At 61.6% G+C, this 25859-nt stretch carries 23 protein-coding genes; 11 read left to right on the top strand and 12 right to left on the bottom strand.

Annotation, left to right across the window (positions count from 1 at the left end; translation table 11 throughout):
* Positions 1-170 precede the first annotated feature (170 nt).
* From AC244Q_RS33135 to AC244Q_RS33125, 3 genes are all read left to right on the top strand, one after another.
* Positions 171-2132 (top strand): DUF3604 domain-containing protein, encoded by a 1962-nt coding sequence (locus AC244Q_RS33135; RefSeq protein ID WP_012760024.1) that lies wholly within the window; start codon positions 171-173, stop codon positions 2130-2132.
* A 226-nt stretch (positions 2133-2358) separates the two neighbouring features.
* Complete coding sequence (locus AC244Q_RS33130) at positions 2359-3243, top strand: peptidyl-prolyl cis-trans isomerase (protein WP_128407591.1); 885 nt, start codon at positions 2359-2361, stop codon at positions 3241-3243.
* On the top strand, positions 3240-4226 hold the full coding sequence (locus tag AC244Q_RS33125; RefSeq protein ID WP_128407592.1) for a HupE/UreJ family protein: 987 nt from the start codon (positions 3240-3242) through the stop codon (positions 4224-4226). The genes AC244Q_RS33130 and AC244Q_RS33125 overlap by 4 nt, the downstream gene beginning before the upstream one ends.
* A gap of 165 nt (positions 4227-4391) precedes the next feature.
* On the opposite strand, the gene AC244Q_RS33120 is transcribed toward AC244Q_RS33125, so the two are convergent.
* Entirely contained in the window at positions 4392-4991 is a 600-nt protein-coding gene (locus AC244Q_RS33120) for a HupE/UreJ family protein (RefSeq protein WP_012760027.1), read from the bottom strand.
* Positions 4992-5269: 278 nt separating this feature from the next.
* On the opposite strand from AC244Q_RS33120, the gene AC244Q_RS33115 reads away from it, so the two are divergent.
* Positions 5270-6301: a hydroxyacid dehydrogenase gene (locus AC244Q_RS33115; protein WP_026157697.1), complete on the top strand. Its 1032-nt coding sequence runs from the start codon at positions 5270-5272 to the stop codon at positions 6299-6301.
* Between the two features lie 128 nt (positions 6302-6429).
* Here the strand turns inward: AC244Q_RS33115 and AC244Q_RS33110 are convergent, their stop codons facing one another.
* On the bottom strand, positions 6430-7425 hold the full coding sequence (locus AC244Q_RS33110) for a Tim44 domain-containing protein (protein ID WP_128407593.1): 996 nt from the start codon (positions 7423-7425) through the stop codon (positions 6430-6432).
* Positions 7426-7509: 84 nt separating this feature from the next.
* The gene (locus tag AC244Q_RS33105; protein ID WP_017997214.1) at positions 7510-7968 is read right to left on the bottom strand and encodes a YbaK/EbsC family protein; all 459 of its coding nucleotides are present in this window, start codon (positions 7966-7968) and stop codon (positions 7510-7512) included.
* A gap of 247 nt (positions 7969-8215) precedes the next feature.
* Here AC244Q_RS33105 and AC244Q_RS33100 point away from each other — a divergent pair, with 247 nt between their 5' ends.
* The 7 genes from AC244Q_RS33100 to AC244Q_RS33070 all read left to right on the top strand — a co-directional run bounded on the left by AC244Q_RS33100 (position 8216) and on the right by AC244Q_RS33070 (position 15404).
* Positions 8216-9562, top strand: coding sequence for an extracellular solute-binding protein (locus tag AC244Q_RS33100; protein ID WP_003552053.1), 1347 nt, complete (start codon positions 8216-8218; stop codon positions 9560-9562).
* Between the two features lie 64 nt (positions 9563-9626).
* Entirely contained in the window at positions 9627-10928 is a 1302-nt protein-coding gene (locus AC244Q_RS33095; protein WP_012760031.1) for a carbohydrate ABC transporter permease, read from the top strand.
* Positions 10929-10930: 2 nt separating this feature from the next.
* The gene (locus tag AC244Q_RS33090) at positions 10931-11773 is read left to right on the top strand and encodes a carbohydrate ABC transporter permease (protein ID WP_026154681.1); all 843 of its coding nucleotides are present in this window, start codon (positions 10931-10933) and stop codon (positions 11771-11773) included.
* Entirely contained in the window at positions 11773-12828 is a 1056-nt protein-coding gene (locus tag AC244Q_RS33085) for an ABC transporter ATP-binding protein (RefSeq protein WP_017997213.1), read from the top strand. The genes AC244Q_RS33090 and AC244Q_RS33085 overlap by 1 nt, the downstream gene beginning before the upstream one ends.
* Positions 12828-13607, top strand: coding sequence for a glycerophosphodiester phosphodiesterase (locus AC244Q_RS33080; RefSeq protein ID WP_128407594.1), 780 nt, complete (start codon positions 12828-12830; stop codon positions 13605-13607). Before AC244Q_RS33085 ends, AC244Q_RS33080 begins: the two co-directional genes overlap by 1 nt.
* The gene (locus AC244Q_RS33075; RefSeq protein ID WP_128407595.1) at positions 13591-14595 is read left to right on the top strand and encodes a LacI family DNA-binding transcriptional regulator; all 1005 of its coding nucleotides are present in this window, start codon (positions 13591-13593) and stop codon (positions 14593-14595) included. Before AC244Q_RS33080 ends, AC244Q_RS33075 begins: the two co-directional genes overlap by 17 nt.
* On the top strand, positions 14595-15404 hold the full coding sequence (locus AC244Q_RS33070; protein WP_017997211.1) for an inositol monophosphatase family protein: 810 nt from the start codon (positions 14595-14597) through the stop codon (positions 15402-15404). Before AC244Q_RS33075 ends, AC244Q_RS33070 begins: the two co-directional genes overlap by 1 nt.
* Before the next feature lie 66 nt (positions 15405-15470).
* Here AC244Q_RS33070 and AC244Q_RS33065 read toward each other — a convergent pair whose 3' ends face one another.
* The 9 genes from AC244Q_RS33065 to AC244Q_RS33025 form a co-directional block, all read right to left on the bottom strand.
* Complete coding sequence (locus AC244Q_RS33065; protein WP_128407596.1) at positions 15471-17126, bottom strand: GGDEF domain-containing protein; 1656 nt, start codon at positions 17124-17126, stop codon at positions 15471-15473.
* Positions 17127-17255: 129 nt separating this feature from the next.
* Entirely contained in the window at positions 17256-18119 is an 864-nt protein-coding gene (locus AC244Q_RS33060; protein ID WP_172643745.1) for a glycerophosphodiester phosphodiesterase, read from the bottom strand.
* Positions 18120-18190: 71 nt separating this feature from the next.
* Complete coding sequence (locus tag AC244Q_RS33055; protein ID WP_012760039.1) at positions 18191-19285, bottom strand: pyridoxal-phosphate-dependent aminotransferase family protein; 1095 nt, start codon at positions 19283-19285, stop codon at positions 18191-18193.
* Between the two features lie 11 nt (positions 19286-19296).
* Positions 19297-20076: an ABC transporter ATP-binding protein gene (locus AC244Q_RS33050; protein ID WP_012760040.1), complete on the bottom strand. Its 780-nt coding sequence runs from the start codon at positions 20074-20076 to the stop codon at positions 19297-19299.
* Positions 20073-20861 (bottom strand): ABC transporter ATP-binding protein, encoded by a 789-nt coding sequence (locus tag AC244Q_RS33045; protein WP_017997207.1) that lies wholly within the window; start codon positions 20859-20861, stop codon positions 20073-20075. The genes AC244Q_RS33050 and AC244Q_RS33045 overlap by 4 nt, the downstream gene beginning before the upstream one ends.
* Entirely contained in the window at positions 20858-21682 is an 825-nt protein-coding gene (locus AC244Q_RS33040) for an ABC transporter permease (protein WP_017997206.1), read from the bottom strand. The genes AC244Q_RS33045 and AC244Q_RS33040 overlap by 4 nt, the downstream gene beginning before the upstream one ends.
* Positions 21679-22668: an ABC transporter permease gene (locus tag AC244Q_RS33035; protein ID WP_017997205.1), complete on the bottom strand. Its 990-nt coding sequence runs from the start codon at positions 22666-22668 to the stop codon at positions 21679-21681. Before AC244Q_RS33035 ends, AC244Q_RS33040 begins: the two co-directional genes overlap by 4 nt.
* Before the next feature lie 40 nt (positions 22669-22708).
* On the bottom strand, positions 22709-24319 hold the full coding sequence (locus tag AC244Q_RS33030; RefSeq protein WP_017997204.1) for an ABC transporter substrate-binding protein: 1611 nt from the start codon (positions 24317-24319) through the stop codon (positions 22709-22711).
* A 140-nt stretch (positions 24320-24459) separates the two neighbouring features.
* Positions 24460-25857 (bottom strand): LLM class flavin-dependent oxidoreductase, encoded by a 1398-nt coding sequence (locus tag AC244Q_RS33025; protein WP_113545351.1) that lies wholly within the window; start codon positions 25855-25857, stop codon positions 24460-24462.
* Between the last annotated feature and the right edge of the window lie 2 nt (positions 25858-25859).

The following is a 25859-nucleotide window of genomic DNA, read 5'->3' as shown; positions in this document are numbered from 1 at the left end:
TGTTCAGCTAACCTCGGGGATCAATCCCGCCGGGATGGCCACGCAAACAGACTTACATATACATTTCTGTTTCGAATAGCTTCGCTCAAGGCTCGGCAATACACCCTCAGCCATCGGGCCGCAGGTGCAACAGAATACGCAGCTGTTGATTTCAATGGAGGGTATTCGCAATGACCGCTAATCTTAAATCCGTAACCGGGGCAGCTGCAGTTGTAGCCGGCGTCTTGGCAGCCTGCTTCTGTCACCCAGTCTGGTCGCAGGAGGCCGAACATACTGATATCGGGGATCTCGACAAAGAAAAAGCCGCGCAGCTTTTCCCGAAACAGCGGCCTTATTCGCCTTACGCCGACAGAAATTTTCCAACGCGCCCCTTCTTTGGGGACACGCACCTTCACACCTCATTTTCGATGGATGCCGGAGCCTTCGGCGCGAGGATAGGTCCTCGGGACGCATATCGGTTTGCCAGGGGCGAACAGATCACAGCTTCCTCGGGACAGCCTGCGAAGCTTTCGCGTCCTCTGGACTTCCTGGTGGTCGCGGACCACTCCGACAACATGGGATTCTTCCCCGATCTGTTTGCCGGCAAACCAAACTTGCTCGCCGATCCGACGGGGCGCAAATGGTACGACATGTTGCAATCGGGCAAGGGCGCGGGCGCCGCGATCGAAATTATTGTCGCGTTCTCCCACGGCAAGTTCCCGAAAGACCTCATGTATTTTCCGGGAACCGACTCCTATCGAAGCGCCTGGCAGGACACGGTCGCTGCCGCAGAAGAATTCAACGAGCCGAACCGCTTCACGGCCTTCATCGGTTATGAATGGACCTCGAATACCAACGGCAACAACCTGCATCGCAATGTTATTTTCCGTGACAATGCTGACAAGGCAAGCCAGGTCGAGCCGTTCACTGTGTATCCGCCATTTGGCAGCGACAATCCTGCCGATCTTTGGAAATGGATGGCGGCCTACGAGCAGAAGACGGGAGGTCGGGTGCTGGCAATCGCGCATAACGGCAATCTCAGCAATGGCCTGATGTTTCCCATCGTCGAGCAGTTCGGCAAGAAGATCGACGTGGATTATCTCCAGACCCGCGCCAAGTGGGAACGTCTCTACGAAGTGGCGCAAACCAAGGGATCAGGTGAGGCACACCCCTTCCTGTCGCCGAACGACGAGTTCGCGGACTTCGAAATCTGGGACAAGGGCAATCTGGACGGTAGTGTGGCCAAGACGAACGAGATGCTCGAATTCGAGTACGCGCGTTCTGCTTACAAGAACGGGATGAAGCTCGAACAGCAGCTCGGCACCAATCCCTACAAGTTCGGGCTGATCAGCAGCAGCGACGCCCATACCGGGCTCGCCGCAATGGAGGAAGACAACTTTTTCGGCAAGACGACGCCGCAAGAGCCTAGTCCACATCGCATGACGGCGACTTTCGTCGACAACAAACAGACTGGTGTCAAGATCATGGACTGGGAGGTGTCTGCGGCGGGCTACGCGGCCGTGTGGGCCACAGAAAACACCCGGGCCGCTGTGTGGGATGCTATGCAGCGCAAGGAAACCTATGCGACGACTGGCCCGCGGATGGTGGTTCGCTTCTTCGGAGGATGGGATTTCGAGGCAAAGGACGCGCAGAACCGTATGCCGGCAGAGATCGGCTATACAAAGGGCGTGCCGATGGGCGGTGATCTCACCGCCGCACCGACCGGCAAGGTGCCGACATTCCTGGTTGCCGCCCTCAAGGACCCGATCGGAGCAAACCTAGATCGCTACCAGATCGTCAAGGGATGGTTGGACAAGGACGGCAATGCGCAAGAAAAGGTATATGACGTCGTCTGGTCCGATGACCGGAAACCTGCTGCAGATGGGAAATTGCCTCCTGTCGGCAATACGGTGGATTTATCGACCGCCACGTGGACAAATACGATTGGTGATCCCGAACTTATGGCTGTTTGGAAGGACCCGGAATTCGATCCGACGCAGCGGGCGTTCTATTACGGCCGGGTGATCGAAATCCCCACACCCCGATGGACTGCCTACGACGCATACCGCTTCGGCGTAAAGCCTCTGCCCGGCACCGCAATGACGCTGCAGGAGCGCGCCCTTACGTCACCGATCTGGTACAACCCGTCATGACGACGTGAACGTGGTAGGATGGCTTGAAAGAGGTGGCGGCGTTCGATTGCCACCTCGTCAATCTGGGAGTCACCCGCGTTTTTCGTACCAGTCTAAAGCGCGTCGCGATCTTTCAGATTCGCTCATCGCGCCTTAGGTCTTGGTTTTTACGCATGTCGTGAGCGCAAAACCGCTGCACATTTTTGCGCGACATGCATTAGCAATCAATGGCCGGAGGGCCTGCCTCATGCTCATCCGTAAAGTCCTGGTTGAACCCCTGTTCCACTTCCTGATTCTTGGCGTCGTCGTCTTCAGCCTCTATACGCTGACACGTCAGCCTATGACTGTTGGAGAGGATCTGGCCATCGTTGTCGACGAGGGCCAACTCGCACGCATGTTCGACACCTATTCCCGCACCTGGCAACGTCCACCGACGGAGGACGAATTGAAGGGACTCGTCGAGGGTTACATCAAGGAGGAAATCTTCTACCGCGAGGGTCAGAAGATGGGTCTCGCCCAGGACGATACCGTCTTCCGGCGGCGCATGCAGCAGAAGATGGAATTTCTGCTCGAGCCAAGCGTCGAGGAGCTGGCGCCAAAACCGGGGGAACTCGAAGCCTATTTCACGGCGCATGCGCAAGACTACCGGCTGCCTGAAAAGCTCGCCTTCCGGCAGATATTTTTCAGGAGCGAACGCACGGGTGACAAAGGCGATCTGAGCGCAACCGCGGTGCTTTCGAAACTCAAATCCGACGCCGCGTCGATTGATATGACCTCTCTCGGCGACTCCTCGCTCCTGCCGGAGAGGACGGCGCTCAGCGACGCCGAACTGATCGCGACCAGCTTCGGTCAAGACTTCGTGTCCGAATTGGCGTCCGCGCCTGAAAACCGATGGTACGGGCCGATCCGGTCGGCATACGGCGCTCATCTCGTCTTCGTTTCAGAACGGCTCATGAGCCATCCGCTCGCACTTTCCGACGCTGGGACCGCAGTGCTTGCAGATTGGGAAAGTGCCCGACGCAAAGACATCGCTGACGCACGCTATGCGGCGATGAAGAAGCGGTACGACATCGAGATCAACTGGCCGCGAGACATCGACACATCGCCGATCAAGACATCGAGTCTGCCATGAGCCGCATCCTCGGTCTGTTTTTTGGGTGTTTACTTTGGGCCACTTGTACTGCCAACGCCCATGAACTTCGCCCGGCCTTTCTCGAAATCAACGAGATCGCGCCGGAAAGCTATGCGATCACCTGGAAGGTGCCGGCGCGCGGTGAATACAAAATGGCATTGTCCGTTCACTTGCCGGACGCTTGCCAGCAGATGACCGACCCGGTCGGAGGCTATATCGACACTGCCTATGTCAGCCGATGGCAAGTAAAATGCCCAGGCGGGCTCAGTGGCAAAACTGTATTCATCGGCGGACTATCATCGACATTTACCGATGCGCTGGCAAAGCTAACCAACCTGGACGACACGACCCAAACAAGCCGCATCGCCCCTTCCGATCCGAACTTGACGATCGCTAAAAGCCTGACGCCCTGGGGCACGGCAAAGACCTATTTCTTCCTCGGCGTCCAGCATATCCTGGAAGGCGTCGATCACCTGCTGTTTGTCTTTGCTCTGTTGCTGCTGATCCGCAACCCGCGAATGCTGCTGCTTACCATCACCTCATTTACCGTGGCGCATTCGATCACGCTTGCAATCGCCTCGCTGGACGTCGCCCGACTCCCACAGCCGCCCGTCGAGGCGCTGATCGCATTGAGCATCATGTTCGTCGCTGCCGAGATCATCCGAAGCGGTCGCGGCAGGCGCGATCTTTCCAGCCGTTATCCCTGGATTATCAGTTTCGTGTTTGGCCTCTTGCATGGCTTCGGCTTTGCCGGCGCCCTGCGGGAAATCGGCCTTCCACAGAAAGATGTGCCTTTGGCCCTGTTCACGTTCAATCTGGGGGTGGAAGCCGGTCAACTGGCTTTCGTCGCGATTGCACTGCTCGCCGTGGCCAGCTTTAGGCTTGTACGTTTATTTGATTTTTCGCGCATGCACTTCTGGCTTGCCTACCTGATCGGCACCGTCTCGGCCTTCTGGTTCGTGCAGCGTGTGGCTGGTTTTTAGCCGACAAATCGCCACTAGCGCATCGGCCTGAAAATCAGAATCGGTTTTCAGGCCGATGCGTCGATTCAAAATGTTACAGCGTCCTTTTCGCATCTGAAAAGACACGCGGCAGCTGTAATGGCGCTTTTGACCAAGCGCCTGGGCATCATCTGTCTTGCCGGCGGCTCAGATCACGCCCGTCAGGATGCCGACACCGGCAACAGCGGCGAGGCCGCCGGCCGTCCGCACGACGAAGGGACCCTGACGCTCACCGATGCTGGCGATCAGTAAGCCGAGACCGAGGCCGGCGGCATGGAGAAGCGCGGTCGCGAACATGAAGCCGGCGGCATAGGCGGCACCACCGGCGTCTTCCGGCATTTCCGCGCCGTGCGCATGCCCGTGGAAGATCGCGAAGAGACCGACGATACCCATCGCTACCGCAGTCGGAGCCTTGACGTTGAGCGCCACGATTGCGCCGAGGACGATGACGGAAAGCGCAATGCCAACTTCAACGAAGGGAAGGTTCACGCCTGCTATACCGAGCCCGCCGCCGACAGCCATGACAAGGACGAAGGTCGCCGGCACGAGCCCGACCGCACGGCCGCCGAGCTGGAATGCGAAAACACCGACCATCACCATGGCAAGGATATGGTCGAGACCGGAAATAGGATGGCTGAAGCCGTGCATGAAGCCAGAGGTCTGACCGACACCGGTATGAGCATAGGCAACGGCCGGAAGTGCTGCGGCGGCAAGGGCGAACAAACCGGTCTTTAATGCTGATTTCATTGTTCGATTCCCTTGAGTTTTGAAGATCCTGCGGCCGCCGAACACCGGGCATGGTTCTAAAGTCGCGGGGACTAGGCTAATTCAAAGAATTTATACCGTCAAATAAAAATGCCAAGAAATACCAAGCCAATTCAACTGCTTATCTGATAGGCAAATGCCACTTTCGATAGCTTCTCCCGGCGCGACGCGCCTCAAGATCGAACTGGAAACAACTCCGCACAGAGGCTATCAATCGTCCGGCAGAGACGGCGCAGACTGCCGCGATGGAGGAGACGCCCATGACGAATACCGAACGGCCGCTGGCGATCAGCGCGCCCGAGCCGCGCACGCTCGATCTGATCTTCAGCGACAAGGCGCGCGCCGAACTGCAGGAGAAATATGAGATCGTCGAGGCCGACCCCGAGAACATCGCCGGGCTCGGCGACGACATCCTCGGCAGGGCACGCTACATCATCGGCCAGCCGCCACTTTCGGCCGAAACGCTAGCCAGAATGCCGGCCTTGCGCTCGATCCTCAACGTCGAAAGCAATCTGCTCAACAACATGCCCTATGAGGTGCTCTTCCAACGCGGCATCCATGTCGTGACGACAGGGCAGGTCTTTGCCGAGCCGGTCGCCGAAATCGGCCTCGGTTTCGCGCTGGCCTTAGCGCGCGGCATCGTCGATGCGGATGTCGCTTTCCGCCAGGGCACGGAACTCTGGGGCGGCGAGGGAAATGCAAGCGCGCGGCTGATCGCCGGCTCCGAGATCGGCATCGTCGGCTTCGGCGATCTCGGCAAAGCGCTGCGCCGGGTCCTGTCCGGCTTCAGAGCCAAGATCCGGGTGTTCGATCCCTGGCTGCCACAATCGATCCTCGAGGAGAACGGCGTCGAGCCTGCAAGCCTCGATGACGTCCTGACAAAGAGCGATTTTGTCTTCGTCGCCGCTGCCGTGACCAGCGAGAACAGGGGATTTCTCAGCGCTGAGGCCTTCGCCAGCATGCGCAAGGGCGCGGCCTTCATCCTGCTCAGCCGCGCTGATGTCATCGATTTCGATGCGTTGATGGCAGCTGTCTCTTCAGGCCATATCGTCGCGGCGAGCGACGTCTACCCTGAGGAACCGTTGCCACCCGATCATCCGGTGCGGAGCCTAAAGGGTTTCATCCGCTCGGCGCATAGGGCCGGCGCCCTCGACAGTGCCTTCAAGAAGATGGGCGACATGGTGCTCGAAGACATGGACCTGATGGATCGCGGCCTGCCGCCGATGCGCTGCAAGCGGGCGGAACGCGAGACGGTCTCCCGCATGCGTTCAAAACCGGTCGCGGTGAATTAGAGCATGTCGCGCAAAAGTGTGGAGCGGTTTTGCGATACCGCCTACGCAAAAGCAAAGATCTAAAGCGCGAGGCGAATCTGAAAGATCGCCACGCGCTTTAGAGCAAAATACCGATTTCGCGCGTCGCTTTAGGCGGCGCGCTGCTCGGCACCCTGGATCGCCGCAAGCTTCCAGTCAGCGCCGGACTTGCGCACGAAAGTCCAAACCTCGGTGCTCTCGCTTGGACGGCGATCGTCGCCGGAAACGACGCGGCCGCTGTCGCGCTCGACAATGGCGTCGATCGAGGAATAACGCATGGCGAGCGTCGCATATTCCTGGCCGTCCTCGCGCCAGGCCTCGGCAATATCGCCCTGCAGCAGCTTGACATCGGAGACGCGGTTGCGCACGCCGTTGGTGGCATTTTCGCCGAGTTCCTCAGCGAGATAGGACATCGCCTCGGGCGTCGTCAGCCGGCGCAAGGTACCGTAATCCTCGGCGCCGTAAGCGGTCTGCACTTGGGTCAGCAGTTCCTCGAACTGATCGAGATCGGCTTGCGCCAGCCCGATCTCGTCGCTCGGCCGATTGCCGCGCGACTGCCCGCCGAAACCGCCCCCCGAACCGATCGTCGGGATCTGGAACGACGACTTATTCGTGGGCGACATGTTATAGGACCGGCTCTGGCCTCCGACGCCGTAGGAAGGCTGGCGGCGGTTGGCGAAATAACGCATGGCGAGCATGACGGCGCCGCCGATCAGCGCGATCTGCAACAGCATGCCGAGCAAGCCGAAGCCGCCGCCGAAACCGTGACCGAGCAGCATGCCGAGAAGGCCGCCGGCAATCAGGCCGCCGATCATCGAACGGCCGAAACCGCCGAACAAGCCAGGGCGCTGGGCGCCAAGAGGCTGCTGCGCGGTGGCAGGTGCCGTGGTCTGCGAACGCGGCGTCATCGACCGTTCGATCGGTGCTGTGGCCCCAGGTGCGGTGCTGGTGACCGGCGGAGCCTGGAAGGTGCGCGTGCCGCGGCTTCCGAAACCGCCGCTGCCGGCGCGGCGCGCTTCTGCATCGTCAAGGGAAGCAAAAACGGTAGCGCTCGTCAGTGCGGCAATGGCCGCGATCTTGGCAAAACGCGAAACGGCACTCGGCATTCCTGATCTCCTGTCATGCACAATCACGGCATATCGAGAGCTAATATAGGTACTCTTTCCCGAGTGTGAAGCTCCCCGGATGCGTTACTGGCAGACATCGACCCAGTTGGCGCCAGTCAGCTCAGCCAGCCGTCCGGTTTCGATGCGTACGGCCGAGTTGGTCGAGCCGGCGGCCGGCACGACTTCATCGAAGCGTTTCAGCGAGATATCGCAATAGATGGGCAGCGGCGAGGGCAGGCCGAAGGGGCAGACGCCGCCGACCGGATGGCTGGTGACTGCCACAACCTCTTCGGCATCGAGCATGCGCCCCTTGGCTCCAAACGTGTCCTTGAACTTGCGATTGTCGAGCCGCGCCGTGCCGCCGGCTACGACCAGCATCATCTGCTCGCCGACGCGCAGGCAAATCGTCTTGGCGATCTGGGCCGGCTCGACGCCATGGGCTTCGGCGGCAAGCGCAACCGTCGAGGAGCTCTCGGCGGTTTCGATGATTTCGATATCGGGTGCGTGGGCGCTGAGGAAGGCGCGGACAGATTCAAGGCTCATGACGTGATGCTAGCCCAGGAAATACGCAATTTGAAGCGTAAAAGACGCCTGCCGAAAACCGCCGCTTGCAAGTCGCGCGGACATCGTCATAATAATTTTGCACACGTGCTCAATTTTGTCATTCGGCCGTTACGTTCAACCCCTAGAGCGGGATACGCCACGTTTTCGTGGGGTTTCGGAACGGTCATCATCAGCAGTGCTGACCCGTCAAGAGGCCTCACACTGCTCTTCTAGGGAGACGAAGAAGATGACTATTTTGCCGACACTGAAATCCCTTGCCGTCGCAGCCGCCATCCTGGCGTCGACGTCTGCAATTGCACTCGCCAAGGACGTTCACATCAGCGTCTGGGCCGGCGGCACCGGCCCGAACGACGTCTATCGCCTCGACGCCATCGAGATCGCAGCCCAGCAGCTGCAGCGTGAAGCCGCTCTTAAGGGCGAAGACCTGAAGATCACCGTCGAGAAGAAGCCTTATTCGGCCTGGGAGGACTTCAAGCAGGCGCTGACCCTTGCCGCCGAAGCCAAGACCGCTCCGAATATCGTCGTAAGCGGCCATGAAGACATAGCACCCTGGTCGCAGGCCGGGCTGATCGTACCGATCGAGGATTATGTCGATCTCGACTCTTGGCCGCTCAGCGACATCTATGAAAACCTGTTGCAGATCGCGTCCTATAACGGCACCGTCTACGGTATCCCGCAGGACGCCGAATCCCGTCCGATGTTCTTCTGGAAGCCTTACATGAAGGCGATCGGCTACAGCGACGCCGATCTGGATGCGCTGCCGCAGAGCGTGCAGGACGGCAAGTACACCATGAAGAACCTGCTCGAAGACGCCAAGAAGATGCAGGATAAGGGCCTCGTCCAGCCCGGCTATGGTTTCTATCCGCGCACCAGCAACGGCCCTGATTACTGGCAGTTTTACACCAGCTTCGGCGGCACGATGGAAGAAGGCGGCAAGCTCGTTTTCGACAAGGCCGCGATGACCCGCACCTATCAGTTCTTCGCCGATGCCGTGAAGAGCGGTGTTACCAAGAAGAACCACATCGGCATGCCGGGCGACCAGTGGTGGAAGGAAGTCGCCACAGGCAAGGCCGGCATCTGGGACGGCGGCACCTGGCACTATGCTCGCCTTGTCAACCAGGAAGGCCTGAAGGACTTCTTCGGCAACGTGATCTTCACGCTGATCCCCGCCGGCGAAGGCGGCAAGGCCAACACGCTGACCCATCCGCTCGTCTACCTGCTGACCGCAGGTCACGACCAGGAAGACACTGAGATCGCCGCCCAGTTGGTTAAGATCGCCTCCGAGCCACGCATCAACGCGCTGCATGCAGTCAAATCGGCCCATCTCGGCATCTCCAAGTCGGAATCCACCGTCGAATTCTATTCGGCCGACCGCTGGACCCGCGAAGCCACCGAGCGCCTGCTGCCACATGCCAATGCGATGCCGAACAATTCCGATTTCGGCAAATATTGGAACATCATGTGGAAGAACCTCGAAGCATCCTGGACCGGCGCCAAGACCGTAGACGCCGCGGTCGGTGATGCAGAGAGCGAGCTGAAGAGCACGCTCGGCGACAAGATCGTCATCCGCTAAGGTCGAAGCACTCTTCCGGGCGGCGGTAACCCGCTGCCCGGTCGGTCCGCGATGAGGGGCTTCCATGAAATCGTCCAGAACGCTCGGACTGGTGATGATCGCGCCTGCGGCGATCATGATCGTTCTTTTCTTCCTGATGCCGGTCGTTCTGACGGCGGTCTTTTCGATGACCAGCATGACGACGGCGACCGGTATTTCCGGCGGCGTCTATCAGATCGCACCCAACTCCATGATTGCGCTAAAATCGGCAATACCGGACATTGCCGCCGAGATGGCCGAACCGCGCTACACGATCGACGAGGCGGGCCTCAAGGCCGTCGAAGGACTCGGGCTTGCGCCGGGGATTGCTGGGGAATTGCGCGCCAAACATGCAGGTGAGGTGTTCACGGCACGCCGCGACGTCGAGCGCATGCTCAAGGATCTCGCCGACCGGCCTTCGACGCGCGACGTCAAGCAGATTTCCGAACAGTTCAACCGCTCCGTCCTCAACACCCGCTTCGACAGCAAGGAGCAGCTCTTTTCGGCGCTGGATAGTCTGGGTTTCAAACTGACACCGGAGCAGAAGGAAACGGTCGCCAAGGCCACTTATACCGGCTGGGTTTGGACGACCGACAATTTCTCGCGCATGACCACCTCACCCGATATGGCGCGTGTACTCTTGAATACCGTGCTCTACGTCGCGCTGGTGCTGATGCTGTTCAATGTCGGTTATGCGCTGCTACTTGCCATTTGGACGCATTACATGCCGCCGACGCCGGCCTCGATCTTCCGCGGCATCTGGCTCCTGCCGCGCATTACCCCTGTCGTCATCTATGTCATGCTATGGAAGTGGCTTGCCTGGGATACCGGCTTCATTTCGATCCTGATGGGCAAGTTCGGCTATCCGCCAAAGAACTACCTTCTCGACAACGCTTACAACGCCTGGTTCTTCGTCGTGTTGATCAACGGCTTCATCGGCGCCTCGATGGGCATGCTGGTGTTCTCCTCGGCGATGAAGGCCATTCCGAAGAGCCAGTTCTATGCGAGCGAGGTCGACGGCGCCTCGCGCTGGCAGCAGATTCGCTACATCATTCTGCCACAGATGCGCTGGCCAATCCTCTTTGTTACCTGCTACCAGACCTTGTCGCTGCTTGCCTCCTTCAATGAAATCCTGCTCGCCACCAATGGCGGACCGGGCAATGCGACCGAGGTCTGGGCGCTCTCGGCCTATCACACTGCGCTGAGGAACTATGCCGGCAACCTCGAATACGGGTTGGGTGCCGCCATGGCCTTGGTGCTCGTCGTCATCGGCGTGACGCTGTCGCTCCTCTATCTGCGCGTCTTCAACTACGGCACGCTTGTCGCCAAGCCCTTGATCGAGGATTGACCATGGCCGAACGATCGCAGCCCTCGGCAAACTACCGCAGCTGGCCTGTCATAACGGCGCTGACCATCGTCAGCCTGCCGCTGCTCCTGATGTATGTCTATCTCTTCCTCGACACGGTGACCGTGAAGCAGGCGGACGCACTGCTGCCCTCCGGCTTGACGCTCGACCACTGGCGCTTCCTCTGGCAGACGACGGAGGGCAAGGCGAACATCTGGCAGGTGACCGTGAATACGCTGCTGTTTGCGGCCTGCACCACCAGCCTCGTGCTCATCGTCTCGTCGATGGCGGGCTACGTGCTATCGCGACTGAACGTCCCGGCACGCGGCTTCTTCCTCGCCGGCGTCATGGTCCTGCATGCCTTCCCGTCGGTGACGCTGATCATCGCCATCTTCATCGTGCTGCAGATGATCGGTCTCTACAATTCGCTGATCGGCGTCATCCTGGTAAAGGCGGCGATCGACCTGCCGCTCGGCATCTGGTTGATGAAGGGCTTTTACGACACCGTGCCCTGGGAAATCGAAATGGCCGGCGTCGTCGACGGCGCCTCGCGCTTCCGGGTCTGGCGCAGCCTCGTGCTGCCGCAGGTCAAGCCCGGCATCATGGCGCTTGGCCTCTTCTCCTTCCTCTCCGGCTGGGGCGAGTTCATCCTGCCGCAGGTGCTGGCACCTGGTAATCAGGTGCAGGTGCTTTCGGTCTATCTCGCGGCCTTCCTCGCCGACGACAACAACTATGATTTCAACATGTTCAAAGCCGTCGGCGTCTTCTACCTCGTTCCGGTGCTGATCGTTTACGCGCTCTTCAACAAATACCTCATGAACATCTATGGCGGCGGGAGCAAAGGCTGATGCGAATCCTCCTCGACAATTTTTCGAAGAGCTTCGGCTCCACCAAGGTCATCGAGAACATGACCCTCGAAGTCGGCAACGGCGAGATGCTGGCGCTGCTCGGTCCTTCCGGCTGCGGCAAATCGACGACGCTGTTTTCCGTCTGCGGCATCCATCGGCCAAGCGGCGGACGCATCCTCTTCGGCGACCGCGACGTCACCGACCTGCCGAGCCAGGCTCGCAATGTCGGCGTCGTTTTCCAGTCCTATGCGCTCTATCCGCACATGACGGTTACCGAGAACATCGGCTTTCCGCTGAAGGTGAAGGGCATGCCGGCTGGCGAGATCCGCAAGGAGGTCGACCGTATCGCGGCTCTCGTTCAGATCGGTAACTTGATGGGCCGCAGGCCGGCCGAGCTTTCCGGCGGCCAGCAGCAGCGCGTCGCCCTGGCGCGCGCGCTGATCCGCAAGCCCGATGTGCTGCTGCTCGACGAGCCGCTCGCCAATCTCGACGCCAAGCTGCGCCTCGAAATGCGATCGGAAATCCGCCGCCTGCAGCGCGAAACCGGCATTACCGCCATTCTCGTCACCCACGACCAGGTGGAGGCGATGAGCATGTGCGACCGCATCGCCATCATGAAGGAGGGCGAGATCGTCCAGATCGCCACGCCGGCCGAAATGTACAATGATCCGAAGACCGCCTTCGTCGCCGGCTTTCTCGGCAATCCGCCGATCACCTTCCTGCGCGGCATCGTGGACAAGGGCGCATTCACAATCCCGCAAAGCGAGATCCGCGTGCCGCTGCCCGATACCGTCGGTGCCGCCGAAGGTACCAAGCTGATGCTCGGCGTCCGGCCCGAGCATTTCACGCCGGCAGGCGACATCGCCGTCCCGGGCAAGGTCACCTTCGCCGAAACGCAGGGCCGCGAGAACCTCTACGACGTGGCTCTTGCCGGCGGACCGCTGTTGCGTTCGATCCAGCCGGTGCGTAGCGATGTTCACGTCGGCGACGACGTCCGCTGGGCGATCGACAGCCGCGGCATATTCGTTTTCGACGAAAATGGCAGGAGGCTCTGATGACCCGCGATTTCTCGGTATTCTTCCAGCGTTACGGTTGGCCAACGGCCAAGGGCCGGCTTCCCTTCTGCATCGGCCATCGCGGCGCCAGTGGCCATGAACGCGAGAATACAATAGCCGCTTTCCGCCGTGCCGCCGAACTCGGCGCGGAAATGTGGGAGCTCGACACGCAGCTGACCAAGGACGGCGTAGTCGTCGTCTCGCATGACGACCATCTCGAGCGTGTCTTCGGCATCGACCGCCGCATTTCCGAAATGACGGCGGCAGAGCTCGCCCGCCTCGACGGCGTCGACGTGCCGAGTTTTTCGGAGGTGGCCGCACTCGGCCGCGAGACCGGAACCGGTCTCTATGTCGAGCTGAAGGCGCCTGGAACCGGCCTGCGCTGCTGGCAGCACCTTGTCGAGATGAACCAGCGTTTCGCCTGTCTCGGCTCCTTCGACACGGCACAGGTGCGCGAACTTCGCGACGCGGCCTGCGATTTTCCGCTTTCGGTGCTGATCCGGGTCGGCCACGATCCGCACGCGCTCGGCGACGAGGCCGGCGCCGATATCCTGCATCTGTGCTGGGAGAGGGCAGGCGAACGTCCGCAGGATCTGGTGAGCGAGGTGTTGATGCGCCGCGCCTTCGAGGCTGGCCGCGAGATCGTGCTCTGGCACGAGGAACGGCCGGCCATCCTCGATGACCTCATGAAGCTTCCGGTTCTCGGCATCTGCACGGATCTACCCGATCTGATGCGGCCGCCTGCGGCTAAGGAAAAAGCAATTGACAGACAGGGATAAGGGACCGCGCAAGGTAACCTCCTTCGACGTGGCGCGTGTGGCCGGCGTCTCGCGCGCTGCCGTGTCGCGCGCCTTCACGCCGGATGCCAGCGTCTCGCCGAAGACGCGCGAGAAGGTCTATCAGGCCGCCAAGGAACTTGGCTACCGGGTCAACTATCTTGCCCGAAGCCTCACCAACAAACGCTCCGATCTCGTCGGCCTTGTCGCTGCCGGCCTCGACAATCCGTTCCGCACGCTGCAAATCGAAAACCTGGCAAGAGTGCTGCTCGCCCGCAATTTCCGCCCCATCCTACTGCCGACCTCGCCGGAGGCTGATACTTCGACGGTCATTGGCCAGCTGCTGCATTACGCCGTATCAGGCGTCATCGTCACCTCGGACGCACCGCCGACCGAGATCTGCGAGCAGTGCGCGGCCGAGGGTGTGCCGATCGTGCTGATCAACAAGGGCAACGACATTCCCTTCGTCGACCGCATCATCTCCGACGACCGCATGGCCGGCCATCTCGCCGCCACCCACCTGATCGACAGCGGCGTGCGAAAGCCCGCCGTGATGGCTGCCCCTGCCATATCCTATACGGCGCGGCGGCGCAGCGAGGCCTTCATCGCACGCTGCAAGCAGCTCGGCGTCGAGGCGCAGTTTCTGCAGGTCAGGATCAACGACTACCGGAGCGGGTACGATGCTGCAACCGAACTTGCCGCATCCGGCATCGACGGGCTGTTCTGCGCCAACGACTACATGGCCTGCGGCGTGGTCGATCGCATCATGCAGGGCCGCGGCCGCGAGGATGCGCCGCCGCTCTCCATCATCGGCCATGACGACATTCCTCAGGCGAGCTGGGCGGCCTATGATCTCACGACCATCCGCCAACCCTGCGACGTCCAGGCCGAAAAGACGGTCGACCTGCTGATGAGCCGCATCGTCGAGCCGGACCTGACGGCGCGTGTCGAATTCACGCCGGTGACACTGATCAGAAGAAGGACTGCCTGATGAACTCCGTATTCGACGCCGCCGCCATCCGCGCACGGGCGGAGGTCGCCATCACCGTTGCCCTCGATGTCGGACGGGAGACGGCCCGGTTTCGGCACGATTCCGACCCCGGCGCGCTTGCCGTCGAGAACAAGGGATTGCAGGATTTCGTCACCGTTGCCGACAGGAGGGCCGAGCAGGCGATCCGCGAAGGGCTGCTCTCGCGCTTTCCGGATGACACTTTCATGGGCGAAGAGAGTGGCGGACGATCGGGTAAGGGCGGCACCTGGGTCGTCGATCCGATCGACGGCACGACCAACTATATCAGAGGCTTCCGGCACTGGGGCGTTTCGATCGCCTTTGTCGTCGGCGGACAGGTCGAGATCGGCGTGGTCTACGACGCCGCCGGCGACAAGGTCTTTCACGCCGTCCGCGGCGGCGGCGCCTTTAAGGACGGTTTGCCGGTGCATGCGGCTGCGACCGCCGATCCGGCAAATGCGCTTGTCATTCTCGGCCATTCCCGCAAGACGAGCTTCGACGACTATCTTGCGCTCTCCAAACGGCTTCACGAACGCGGCATGGATTATCGCCGCACGGGTGCGGCCGCGATCGACCTCGTTCGTGTCGCCGAGGGTGCTGCCGATCTCTATTACGAACGCCACCTCAATGCTTGGGACATGCTCGCCGGCGCGTTGATCGCCGAAGAGGCCGGCGCTGCGGTGGCGATGCCGCCGGTCGAGAGGCTGCTTGCGCAGGGCGGACCTGTCATCGCCTACTCGCCGGGGCTTGCTGGCGAGTTCGCGTTCATCCTCGACATCGAGGGGCTATAGATAGACCACTCCCGGCGACGGGATCCGCCCGATTTCTGAGACTGCGAACTTTGCCCGGAACGCCCGTTACGCAACAACGCGATTGCGACCGGTCTTTTTCGCCGCATAGAGATTCTGATCGGCGATCGCCAAAATCTCGTTCGGAGACTTGGCAGACAGGGTACCGGCGACACCTATGCTGATCGTGACGTGCAGCCCGTTGCAGATCTCAGACCAATCCCATCGTTCAATGGCTGAACGCAGCCTCTCGCAGAGATCTGCGGCCCCTCGGGGAGCGCCGGCGAACAGGACGACGAATTCCTCGCCGCCAAACCGAATTGCCTGATCGGTAACGCGCAACTGGCTGCGCAATATGGTTCCAATGGCACTCAGGACCCGGTCACCGATCATGTGAGAGAAGTCGTCGTTGATCGACTTGAAGTGATCGACATCCAGCATCGCGATCGAATATGGACGCTTCTCAGATGTCAGCGCTTTAAAGCGGCTGTCGAGATATTTGCGATTATAGAGCCCGGTCAGTGCGTCCAGATAGACGGCATTTGCAAGGAGATCGGTTTGCTCCTGCAATTTCTGATAGGATGCCTCCAGCGTTTCTGCGCGCTTCGACTCCGTTTCGGCAACTTCCTTGAACCGTTTGGTTTCATAGTAGATTTCAGCGAGACGTGCGCGTCGCTGCGTACTCTCGGCGCTATTGCGCAAATAGGCTTGGTGGTATTTTTTATGGGCCGCCAGCGCCGGATCGAACTGTCCCAGCCCCTCATAGGCCTGCGACAGATAAAGATAGATCTGGACATAGGAATCGAAACTGCCGCCGGCGTCGATCAGCTCCACCGCCTCGAGCAGCGGCGACAGGGCTTCGGTGAATTTTCCGGAATTGTTGTAGATCTGGCCCAAAGTGTAGAGATATTGCTGCCTGTCCCTGACATAGCTGTTCTCTTGAAACAGCCGATAGCGGGCCATGCACTGGAGCGCCTTCTCATGCTCGCCCAGGTGGCTGTAGAATTCGGCTTGGTTGCCGAGACAGAGGCGAGCGGCCCAGCTGTCGCCGATCTCGATTGCGATGTCGAGCGCCTGTTCGGTCAGTGCCAGCGCCCTGACCAGCATCTGGTGTTCTTCCTCCGGCTGGCCGAGCGCCCGCGCGATATATCCACCTTCCGAATGAGCGCCGCCGAGATTGATAAGCCACCAGCATTCATAGTTCTTATTGCCAATCGATCTGGCGAGTTCGACAGATCTCTCGCTCATCAAGATGGCCCGGTCGGGCTGTTTGTTGCACCAGAAGATAATCCCTATGACGTTGGTGGCCAGGCTTTGTGCTTTCGGATCCGCGGCCTTGTCGGCCAGATCCAACGCGCGGGTCGCTTCTTCGATCGCTTCCTCCGGCAAGCCCAGTTCCAAGAGCAACCATCCGAAATAGGCCCGGGCACAGGCTTCCTCTTTGCGCTCCCCGTGCAATTTCCAGAAGTCTATCGCCCGCCGGACATGCGTCAGCCCAAGTTCGGCCTTGCCGATTTGAAAACAGTACCAGGCAATATCGGTGTCGCATTGCGCGGCGAGCCGATCGTCGCCCCGCGCCTTGGCATCAACAGGAATTTTGCCGGCCAGCGTGAGGGCCTCAACCGAACGGCCTGTACATCCAAGATGCCACGCTTCCTGTAAGCTGGAATTTGCTTGTCGAGTATTTGCTTCGGCATCAACAATTTGCATATCGGACACCAACATTTGTCTGCTGGCTATGGATAGCATCAGAAGTTTAAAATGATGCAAACTGCAAAAAGCAGGCGACAAACCTAGAAACAGGGTAGCGAAAGCCTCTCACACCTTTCGGCATCATGCTCCAACGCCCACCGGTTAATTCGCCATGCGGCGGCCCCAGCCGCGTTCAGTCGCCGGCGCCTCGTCGGTGGTGATCTGATCCGGCTTCAGGGCCATCAGCGCTGAAAAGCCTCGCCATTCCTCTTCGCTGAAACCGGCCTCCGGATCCTTCAGGGTGAAGGTCCAGGCATCAACGCGTTTGCCTTCGTCCCGGCAGAGCGCGATCAAGTCGAGACCTTGATTGGCGGCATCAAGGATCAGCGGCCAGTGCAGATAGATCGTGTCCGGTTCAGTCGGGCCGCGCAGGTCAGCGCGCAGTTCCGTCTCGACCGCCTTCCAGCCGTTGGCCATCCTGATATCGTAGAGCTTGTTGGTCGGATCGATGCCGCGCAGGAGATGGGGAAGCTTCTCCTTGACCGCGATGATGAGGTCGAGACTGTCGCCGCTGACAATCACCGAGGCGGCGATATCCCTAAAATGCGCGGCCAGATGCGCGACGCCCTTGGCGCCGATCGCTTCAAAGTCATCCTTCATGTCGAATTGCAGCAGTGCGGCTGGATGCGTCGATTGCATCATGGCGGCAAGATCCTCGCTGAGGATCAGCGGCCGGTCGCCCTCTTGCATCCTGATATCGCTGAGGTCACCGATACTCTTTTCGGCGACCGGTCCATGTCCTGTCGTCTCGCCTTCGAGATCCTTGTCGTGCAGCACGACGAAACCGCCGTCGGCACGTACGCGCAGATCGAGCTCCATCGAAGCGCCTGCTGCAAATCCCTCCGCCATCACTTCGGCTGAGAACAACGGATCGGCAAACCGTTTGCGCAACCGGTGCCATTTCAGGCGGGTCCGGTGCCCCTCATGTGAAATCTCCAGGCCCTGCGCATCCAGCAATCTTGTCATCTGCACCAAGTCTCCGCGATACTACTCTCCTGCCTTGATGAACCATGATTATCAAGGGCCGAATACGGCTTTCATCGACTGTAGGCTGCGGATATTGCCTCCGAGGCGGCTGATATATCCGAGGGATGGCCTGCCTGCCTGAGAGCGGCGCCATACGCCACGACATTCGACAGCACCGTCTGGAATGCGGCGCGCGAACCCGTGTGGTTCAGCCGCACGAGACGGGCCGGCGCTGTTCCAACGCCTTCGCTCAGCTCGACCCCGAGCTGCCCGGCAGCTGCGATCAGCGCGGCAGGCGCGAGCGCCTCCGGCACCGGCACTGCCGTGACCAGGTTCGACGCCTTTACTGCCGGCACCCATCCCGGGGCACCGAGCGCGGCAAGCCCCGCTCGCGTCGCCGATGCCGCCAGCGCATGGCGAGCGACCACATTCTCCAGACCCTCGGCCTCGATGCGGTCGAGCGCTGTCTCCAGCGCGAAGAATTCCAGCGACGCCGGTGTTCCCGGCAGGCCACGCCGGCCGCCGTCGATCCAGCTCTTCAGATCGGCCAAAGACAAGATCGAATCGCGCGGTGCGCCGTCACTGAGGATCAAATCCCAGGCCCTGCCGCTGACCGAAAGCGCGGACACGCCAGCCGGACCGCCGAGCGCCTTCTGTGGCCCGATCACGGCGATGTCGATGCCGAGACCGTCGACATCGAGCTGATGGCCGCCGACCGATGCGACCGCGTCGACAACCGTGACGACGCCGCGAGCCCGGGCAAGCGCCAAGATCTCGGGCAGGGGGTTGAGAATGCCGCTTGCGGATTCCGCGTGCACCAGCGCGAGAACATCGATCTTCGGACCTGTCTGGAGCGCTTTGGCGACTGTTTCGATCTCGATCGGCAGGCCCGGTTCGGCGACGATATCAGCGACCGACGCGCCACCCCGCCGCAGCCATTGACCGAACCAGCCGCCATAGGGACTGGTGATGATGTTGAGTGCTGAAAGGCCGGGGCGCGCAAGGCTGAGCGCCGCCGCCTCCAGCGCCACCACCGCCTCGGCCTGCACCAGTAATATATCGTTGCGGCTGCACAATATGTCGCCGATCCTGTCGGCAAGGACGGCGTAGCGCTCCGCGGGATAGGAGGGCACGGCATGCAGGGGATTCCAACCAAGATCGGACATGGATACTTCCTTCAGCAAAGATCGGTCACGAGACGGGGGACGGCGCCCACGAGCGCGCGGGCGGCCTCCGATTGCGGAGCGGCAACGACCGCCGCTGCCGGACCGGTCTCGACGATCCGTCCGCCATCGATAACGGCGATGCGGTGGGAAACGGCGCGCACCACGGCCAGATCGTGCGAAATGAACAGACAGGCAATGCCCTGTTCTTTCTGCAGATCGACCAGAAGCTCCAGGATCCTGCCACGCACGGTGACGTCGAGCGCCGAGACCGCCTCGTCGAGCACCAGCATCGACGGCCGCGTCGCAATCGCCCGCGCAATCGCCACGCGCTGGCGCTGGCCGCCGGAGAGCGAACGCACCGGCCGGGCGGCATGATCGGCGGTGAGGCCGACACGCTCTAGCAGATCGACGATCTCGCCGGGGCGCCGGTCTTTTGCGACGCCGTGGATGCGAAGCGGATCGTCGAGCACTGCACTAACGCTCGCCAACGGATTGAAGGCGGCGAGCGGATCCTGAAACACCATCTGCATACGCGCCCGCCGGCGGCGTAAAGGCGCGCCATTCAGCGCGAGCCAATCCTCTCCCTCGAAGCGAATCGAGCCGGCATCGGCAGCAACAAGCCGCAGCAGGATGCGCGACAGCGTCGATTTTCCGCTGCCGGAGGCGCCGACGAGGCCGAGCGTTTCCCCAGGCGCGATCGTCAGCGACACATTGTCGAGAGCGGCAACCTGGCGGCCCGCAGAAGCAAACCCTTTCGACAGGTTTTCGACGGAAAGCAGCACATCGTTCATGGTAGCTCCTCCGCGATCAGCGGCGGCGTCGCGAGGTCACGATGGCTGGCGATGAGGGCGGCGGTATAGTCGCTCTTGGGCGCTGAAAGCACCGAACGGACGGGGCCCGCCTCGACTAGCCTCGCATTGCGGAAGACGGCGATGCGATCGACGAAGCCGGAGACCAGCGCGATGTCATGGGTGATGAAGAGAAGCGTCATGCCATCCTCGCGCACCAGCCCGTCGAGCAGCCGGACGATCTCGGCCTGGACGACGACGTCCAGCGCGCTGGTCGCCTCGTCGGCGATCAGCAGCGCAGGCCTCGCGGCAATGGCCGCCGCAATCGCCACGCGTTGGCGCTGGCCGCCGGAAAGCTGATGCGGAAAGGCCCGCATCGCCTTGTCGGGCTGCGGTATCCGTACCCGCTCGAGTAATTCTTCGGCCCTGGCATAGGCCTGTTTCCAGCTGAGGCCGAGGTGGCGCCTGGCGCCCTCGGCGATCTGCTCGCCGATCGTCAGGACGGGATTGAGGCTGGAGCCCGGATCCTGGAAGACGAAGCCGAAATCGCGGCCGGGACGAGGCGGATGGCCAAGTGCAGGCCAGAGCATCTCGCCCCGGACCTTAGCGCCCTCCGGCAGCAGGCCTGCAAGCGCGCGGGCGAGCGTGCTCTTGCCGGAGCCGCTTTCGCCGATGATCGCCAGCCTTTCGCCGGCGGCGATATCGAGATCGACACTGTCGAGCGCGGCAGCAGCGCCGCGCCCATAGGTGACTGAAAGCTGCCGCAGGCTGCAGAAGATGCCGCTCATGCCGCCCTCGCATCGTTATCGCCGAGCGCCTTGCCGAGACCCTCGCTGAAGAGATGGACGCCGAGCACGGTGATGGCGAGCGCCGCGCCCGGTATGACGGAGAGATAGGATGCCGAGCGCAGCACGCTGCGGCCCTCGGCGATCATCGAACCCCAGGTGGCGATATTGGGGTTGCCGAGGCCAAGGAAGGACAGCGCTGCCTCGGTGAGGATCGCGCCGGCGACGATGGTGGCGGAGAGCGCCAGCACCGGCGGCAGCGCGTTCGGCAGGATTTCCCGGAAGGCGATCTCGGCCGGATGCATGCCGATCACCCTTGCCGAGGCGACGTAATCCTGCTCGCGGATGGCAAGCACCTGCGCTCGCGTCAGCCGCGCCGGATCGGCCCAGGTGCCGAGCGCAATGGCAATGACGACGACAGGCGTCGAGACGCCGATGGTGCTGACGAAGGCAAGGGCAAGCAGAAAAGCCGGCACGATCTGGAAGGCGTCGACCACGCGCATCAGCGCTTCGTCGACGAGCCCGCCGGCAAAACCGGCGGCCATGCCGACGCAGAGCCCAAGCACCATGGCCGAAAACGCTGCCGCAAGGCCAACGGCCAGCGAGGTCCGCGCGCCATAAAGCAGGCCCGCCAGCACGTCGCGGCCGAGCCGGTCGGTGCCGAGCGGAAAAGCCGGATCGGTGAAGGGCGTCAGCAGCGCACGGCCGGCAATCTTCAGTGGATCGCCCGGTGAAAGGATAGGGGCGAGCAGCCCGGCCGAAAGCAGGACGAGAAGGATCACAAGCCCGATCACGCCTTCCGGCGTGCGCAGCAGGCGGCTCATGTGCCGCCCTCCGAAGCGCCGATGCGCGGGTCGAGTGCTGCATAGACGAGATCGACGAGGAAATTGACGGAAATGACGAGGACGGCGCTGGTGACGACGATGCCCATCAACAGCGGCGCGTCGCGGCCATTGACCGCCTCTTGCGCCAGACGCCCGAAACCCGGGATCGCAAAGACGCTCTCGATCACCACGCTGCCGCCGAGCATCGCCGCCGATTGCAGTCCGAGCATGGTGACGAGCGGCAGCAGCGCGTTGCGCGCCACGTGGCGCAGCACGATCCGGCTCCGCGACAGGCCCTTGGCGCGGGCGAAGAGCACGAAATCGAGCTTCCACGCCTCGACCATGCCGCTGCGCATCACCCGCAGGAACAGAGCGAGATAGATCAGCGCGAGCGCGCCGACCGGCAAAACGAGGTGATCGGCGATATCGAGCGCGCGCGAAAATCCTGTCTTGCCGGAAGCGATCGTCTCGACGCCGGCGATCGGAAACCAGCGCAGCTTCACCGAAAAGGCGATACTCAGAACCAGGCCGAGCCAGAAGCTTGGAATGGCATAGACGATCAGCGAACCGATCGACAGCAGCCGATCGCGCATGCTGCCCGGCCGCGCGCCGGCAAGAATGCCCAGCGCCGAGCCGAGGCCGAAGGAGAGCGCGGTGGCGCTGCCCATCAGGAGCAGCGTATTGGGCAGGCGCTCGGCAATAAGCGCGCCAACCGGCCGGCCGAAGGCGACCGACCAGCCGAGATTGAGCCGCGCCAGCGATGAGAGATAGAGCCAGAGGCGCGCAAGCATGGACTGGTCGAGACCGTAACTCTCGCGCAGCGACTGCCTAAGTGCCGCATCGCCGCCGCCGATCGAGCCGAGATAGGCGTCGACCGCATCGCCCGAGGCTGACTCAAGCAAGAAAAAGGTGAAGATCACCACGATCAGCAGCACCGGAATACTACTGATCGCCCTGCGCCTCAGGAGGATGATGGCTCGTTTCACGCCTGACAGGGCCTCTGGAAGGGAATTGCCGCCGATCCTATCACGATTGCAGCGCGGTATCGCCCCAGTTCGAGACGGCCCAGCGCGGATTGTTCGAGACGTTAAGCACGGTGTCGCGCGCAACGGTTATGAAGCCCCATTCAGCGACGTTGATCAGCGGCAGGTCAGCGACGACGAGCTGCTGGAACTTGCGGTAGAGATCGGTGCGCGCCGCCGTGTCGACGGTTTCGGAGGCCTGCTTGATGATCTTGTCGAGCTCCGGATTGACGTAGCCGCCCTGGTTGGAAAAGGGCACGCCGGCTGGGGTGCCGGACTGGACGAGAATGGTGGTGGAGATCGCCGGATCGCCGCGGAAAACCGGTGGGCCGACGGCGAGGTCGAAGTCGTGGTCGGTATAAACAGCCTTCTGGTGTGCGGCCGCATCGGCATTGACGATCTCGGCATTGATGCCGATCACGGCCAGCGCCTGGCGAAGATAATCGCCGAACTGGCGGGTCTCGTTGAAATAGGGCGCGGGGCGGAGCTTCAGCGTAAAGCGGTTGCCATCAGGGCCCTGCTTATATCCGGCCTTGTCGAGAATGTCGTTGGCCGCAGCCGGATTGAAATCATAGGCCGCGACGTCAGGCGTATAAAACTGCAGCGCATTCTTCGGCACCGGGCCGGTCGCGGCGGCGGCGTAACCCAGGAAGATCGTGTCGACCACGAATTTCTTGTCGATCGCCTGCGCGATCGCCTGACGGACCCTGAGGTCGGCCAACTCCTTGCGGCGGTGATTGATCTCGACGACGAGCTGATAGGTCAAAGCCTCATAGCCCTTCGAAATCACCTTGATGCCGGCGACCTTCGAGATGCGGTCGAGATCGGCCAGCGGCACCGCCGAGAAGGCGGCAAGCTGGATTTCCTCGGCTTCGAGCGCCGAACCCGCCGCTTCGCGATCGGGCAGCACGCGGAAGACGATCTCATCGAGTTTCGGCTGGTCCTTGTCCCAATAATTCTCGTTGCGCGCCAGCCGGTAATATTCGCCAGGCTTGTGTTCGGCGAACTTGAACGGGCCGGTGCCGATCAGCGTGTTGTTGGCCGGGTTGGTGGCGATGTCGGTGCCGTCGAAGATGTGCTTGGCGACGACGCTGGTGACGACAGGCAGCGCGTTGCGGATCAATTGGAACGGCGTTGGCTTGGAGAAGCGGAAGATGGCGGTGTAATCGTCGGGCGTGTCGACGGCTTCGAGATTGGCGAAGACCAGGCGGCCGAGATTCTGCAGCGGCTTCCAGATATTGAGCGCGGAGAAGGCGACATCGACTGAGGTGAACGGCTTGCCGTCGTGCCAGGTGACGCCGTCGCGCAGCTTGAAGGTGACGGAGAGGCCGTCATCCGAGCCCTCCCAGGAGGTGGCAAGGCGCGGCGCAAGCCCGTCCTTGCCGTCGAACGACGCTTCGGCCAGCGGCTCGATCACCTTGCTTGCGACGAAGAAGACGCCGTTCGAGGCGACGATCGCAGGATTGAGGTTCTTCGGCTCGGAATCGGCCGCAACGATCAGCCGGCCGCCGGCGGGAGCAGCTTGCGCAAGCGCCTGTCGGGCGAGCGCCGTCGAAGCAAGCAGCAGGGCAGTGCCCTTCATCAGCGTGCGCCGCGAGATAGATGATACGGTCATGACCCCTCCTGGTCGGTGAACAATTCGCCAGACTATATTCGAAGCGAAAAGATCATTGCGACGGATATTAAATTCAAATGCGCAAGCCGGGCGAGATATTTTTCTGCCCTGTGCGCATTCGCCCGAGCAATCACTGCCGGTCAGCCGCCGGCGGCAAGCCTGACCGGTTCTCCCGCCAGATTACGATAGGCAGCACCCGGATGCGGCGCGACAAGGCGCGGCCCCGCTCCCCCAAGCTTTTCCCGCAACGTCCCCTTGGCGTAGTCGGTCTTGTAAACGCCGCGCTTTTGCAGTTCCGGCACCAGCAGATCGACGGCATCCTCGAAACTCTCGGGCGTCACGGCATAGGCGAGGTTGAAGCCGTCGACATCGGTATCCTCGATCCATTCCTGCATCAGGTCGGCGACCGTTTGCGGTGAGCCGACGAAAACAGGGCCGAAACCGCCGATGCCGACCCAATCGGCCATTTCGCGCACGGTCCATTCCTTGGTGGGATCGATTGTCGTGAAGGTTTCGACGGCCGATTGCACCGCATTGGTATGGCGGTGGCGCAGCACCTCGTCCGGTCCGAACTGGCCGAAATCGATGCCGGTCCAGCCGGAGATCAGCGTCAGCGCGCCCTCGAAGGAGGCGTATTTGCGGTATTCGTTGAACTTCCGCTGCGCCTCCGCATCCGTTTCGCCGAGGATCACGGTCTGCAGGTTGAAGGCAAGGATTTCGCGCGGGTTGCGGCCGATCCGTTCGGCCGCCTCGCGGACATTGGCGACATAACGCTTCAGCACAGGCTTCGACGGCGACGCGACGAAGATGCACTCGGCATGGGCGCCGGCGAAATCCTTGCCGCGGCTGGAAGCACCGGCCTGATAGAGCACTGGCGTGCGCTGCGGCGAGGGCTCGCTCAAGTGAATGCCGGGCACGTTGAAATGCTTGCCGGCATGGCGGATCGGGTGGACCTTGTCAGGATGGGTGAAGATACCGCTTTCCCGGTCGCGGACGACGGCGCCATCCTCCCAGCTTCCCTCCCAGAGCTTGTAGCAGACCTCGAGATATTCCTCGGCGAGGTCGTATCGGTCATCATGCTTCGTCTGCGCCGGCTGGCCGATATTGAGCGCGCCGCTGTTGAGATAGGAGGTGACGATATTCCAGCCGACGCGCCCCTTGGTCAGATGGTCGAGCGTCGATATGCGGCGGGCGAAGGTGTAGGGGTGCTCGAAGGAGAGCGACGCCGTGAGGCCGAAGCCAAGATGCTCGGTCTCGTAGGCCATGGTTGGGATCAGTTGCAGCGGATCATTGACCGGCACCTGCGCCGAATGGCGAAGTGCGGCATCGACATTGCCGTTCAGCACATCGTAGACACCGAGCACGTCGGCGATGAACAGCCCATCGAACTTGCCGCGCTCCAGCGTCTTTGCCAGATGCACCCAGTAGTCGAGATCCTTGTAGGTTGAGGACTTGTCGCGCGGATGGCGCCAGAGCCCCGGCGACTGGTGTCCGACGCAATTCATGTCGAAGGCGTTCAGCCTGATTTCGCGGGTCATGT

Source organism: Rhizobium sp. CB2179, assembly GCF_057653455.1.
The sequence above is the reverse complement of the archived record's forward strand: the minus strand, read 5'-3'. Positions and strand labels throughout refer to the sequence as shown.

Bases quoted from the DNA above. Each gene is read 5' to 3' on its own strand.
- AC244Q_RS33085 (WP_017997213.1), top strand. From the start codon at position 11,773: ATGCGAATCCTCCTCGACAATTTTTCGAAGAGCTTCGGCTCCACCAAG.
- AC244Q_RS33135 (WP_012760024.1), top strand. From the start codon at position 171: ATGACCGCTAATCTTAAATCCGTAACCGGGGCAGCTGCAGTTGTAGCC.
- AC244Q_RS33050 (WP_012760040.1), bottom strand. From the start codon at position 20,076: ATGAACGATGTGCTGCTTTCCGTCGAAAACCTGTCGAAAGGGTTTGCT.
- AC244Q_RS33115 (WP_026157697.1), top strand. From the start codon at position 5,270: ATGACGAATACCGAACGGCCGCTGGCGATCAGCGCGCCCGAGCCGCGC.
- AC244Q_RS33090 (WP_026154681.1), top strand. From the start codon at position 10,931: ATGGCCGAACGATCGCAGCCCTCGGCAAACTACCGCAGCTGGCCTGTC.
- AC244Q_RS33060 (WP_172643745.1), bottom strand. From the start codon at position 18,119: ATGACAAGATTGCTGGATGCGCAGGGCCTGGAGATTTCACATGAGGGG.
- AC244Q_RS33130 (WP_128407591.1), top strand. From the start codon at position 2,359: ATGCTCATCCGTAAAGTCCTGGTTGAACCCCTGTTCCACTTCCTGATT.
- AC244Q_RS33125 (WP_128407592.1), top strand. From the start codon at position 3,240: ATGAGCCGCATCCTCGGTCTGTTTTTTGGGTGTTTACTTTGGGCCACT.
- AC244Q_RS33095 (WP_012760031.1), top strand. From the start codon at position 9,627: ATGAAATCGTCCAGAACGCTCGGACTGGTGATGATCGCGCCTGCGGCG.
- AC244Q_RS33025 (WP_113545351.1), bottom strand. From the start codon at position 25,857: ATGACCCGCGAAATCAGGCTGAACGCCTTCGACATGAATTGCGTCGGA.
- AC244Q_RS33030 (WP_017997204.1), bottom strand. From the start codon at position 24,319: ATGACCGTATCATCTATCTCGCGGCGCACGCTGATGAAGGGCACTGCC.
- AC244Q_RS33110 (WP_128407593.1), bottom strand. From the start codon at position 7,425: ATGCCGAGTGCCGTTTCGCGTTTTGCCAAGATCGCGGCCATTGCCGCA.
- AC244Q_RS33045 (WP_017997207.1), bottom strand. From the start codon at position 20,861: ATGAGCGGCATCTTCTGCAGCCTGCGGCAGCTTTCAGTCACCTATGGG.
- AC244Q_RS33080 (WP_128407594.1), top strand. From the start codon at position 12,828: ATGACCCGCGATTTCTCGGTATTCTTCCAGCGTTACGGTTGGCCAACG.
- AC244Q_RS33055 (WP_012760039.1), bottom strand. From the start codon at position 19,285: ATGTCCGATCTTGGTTGGAATCCCCTGCATGCCGTGCCCTCCTATCCC.
- AC244Q_RS33120 (WP_012760027.1), bottom strand. From the start codon at position 4,991: ATGAAATCAGCATTAAAGACCGGTTTGTTCGCCCTTGCCGCCGCAGCA.
- AC244Q_RS33070 (WP_017997211.1), top strand. From the start codon at position 14,595: ATGAACTCCGTATTCGACGCCGCCGCCATCCGCGCACGGGCGGAGGTC.
- AC244Q_RS33105 (WP_017997214.1), bottom strand. From the start codon at position 7,968: ATGAGCCTTGAATCTGTCCGCGCCTTCCTCAGCGCCCACGCACCCGAT.
- AC244Q_RS33100 (WP_003552053.1), top strand. From the start codon at position 8,216: ATGACTATTTTGCCGACACTGAAATCCCTTGCCGTCGCAGCCGCCATC.
- AC244Q_RS33065 (WP_128407596.1), bottom strand. From the start codon at position 17,126: ATGTTGGTGTCCGATATGCAAATTGTTGATGCCGAAGCAAATACTCGA.
- AC244Q_RS33040 (WP_017997206.1), bottom strand. From the start codon at position 21,682: ATGAGCCGCCTGCTGCGCACGCCGGAAGGCGTGATCGGGCTTGTGATC.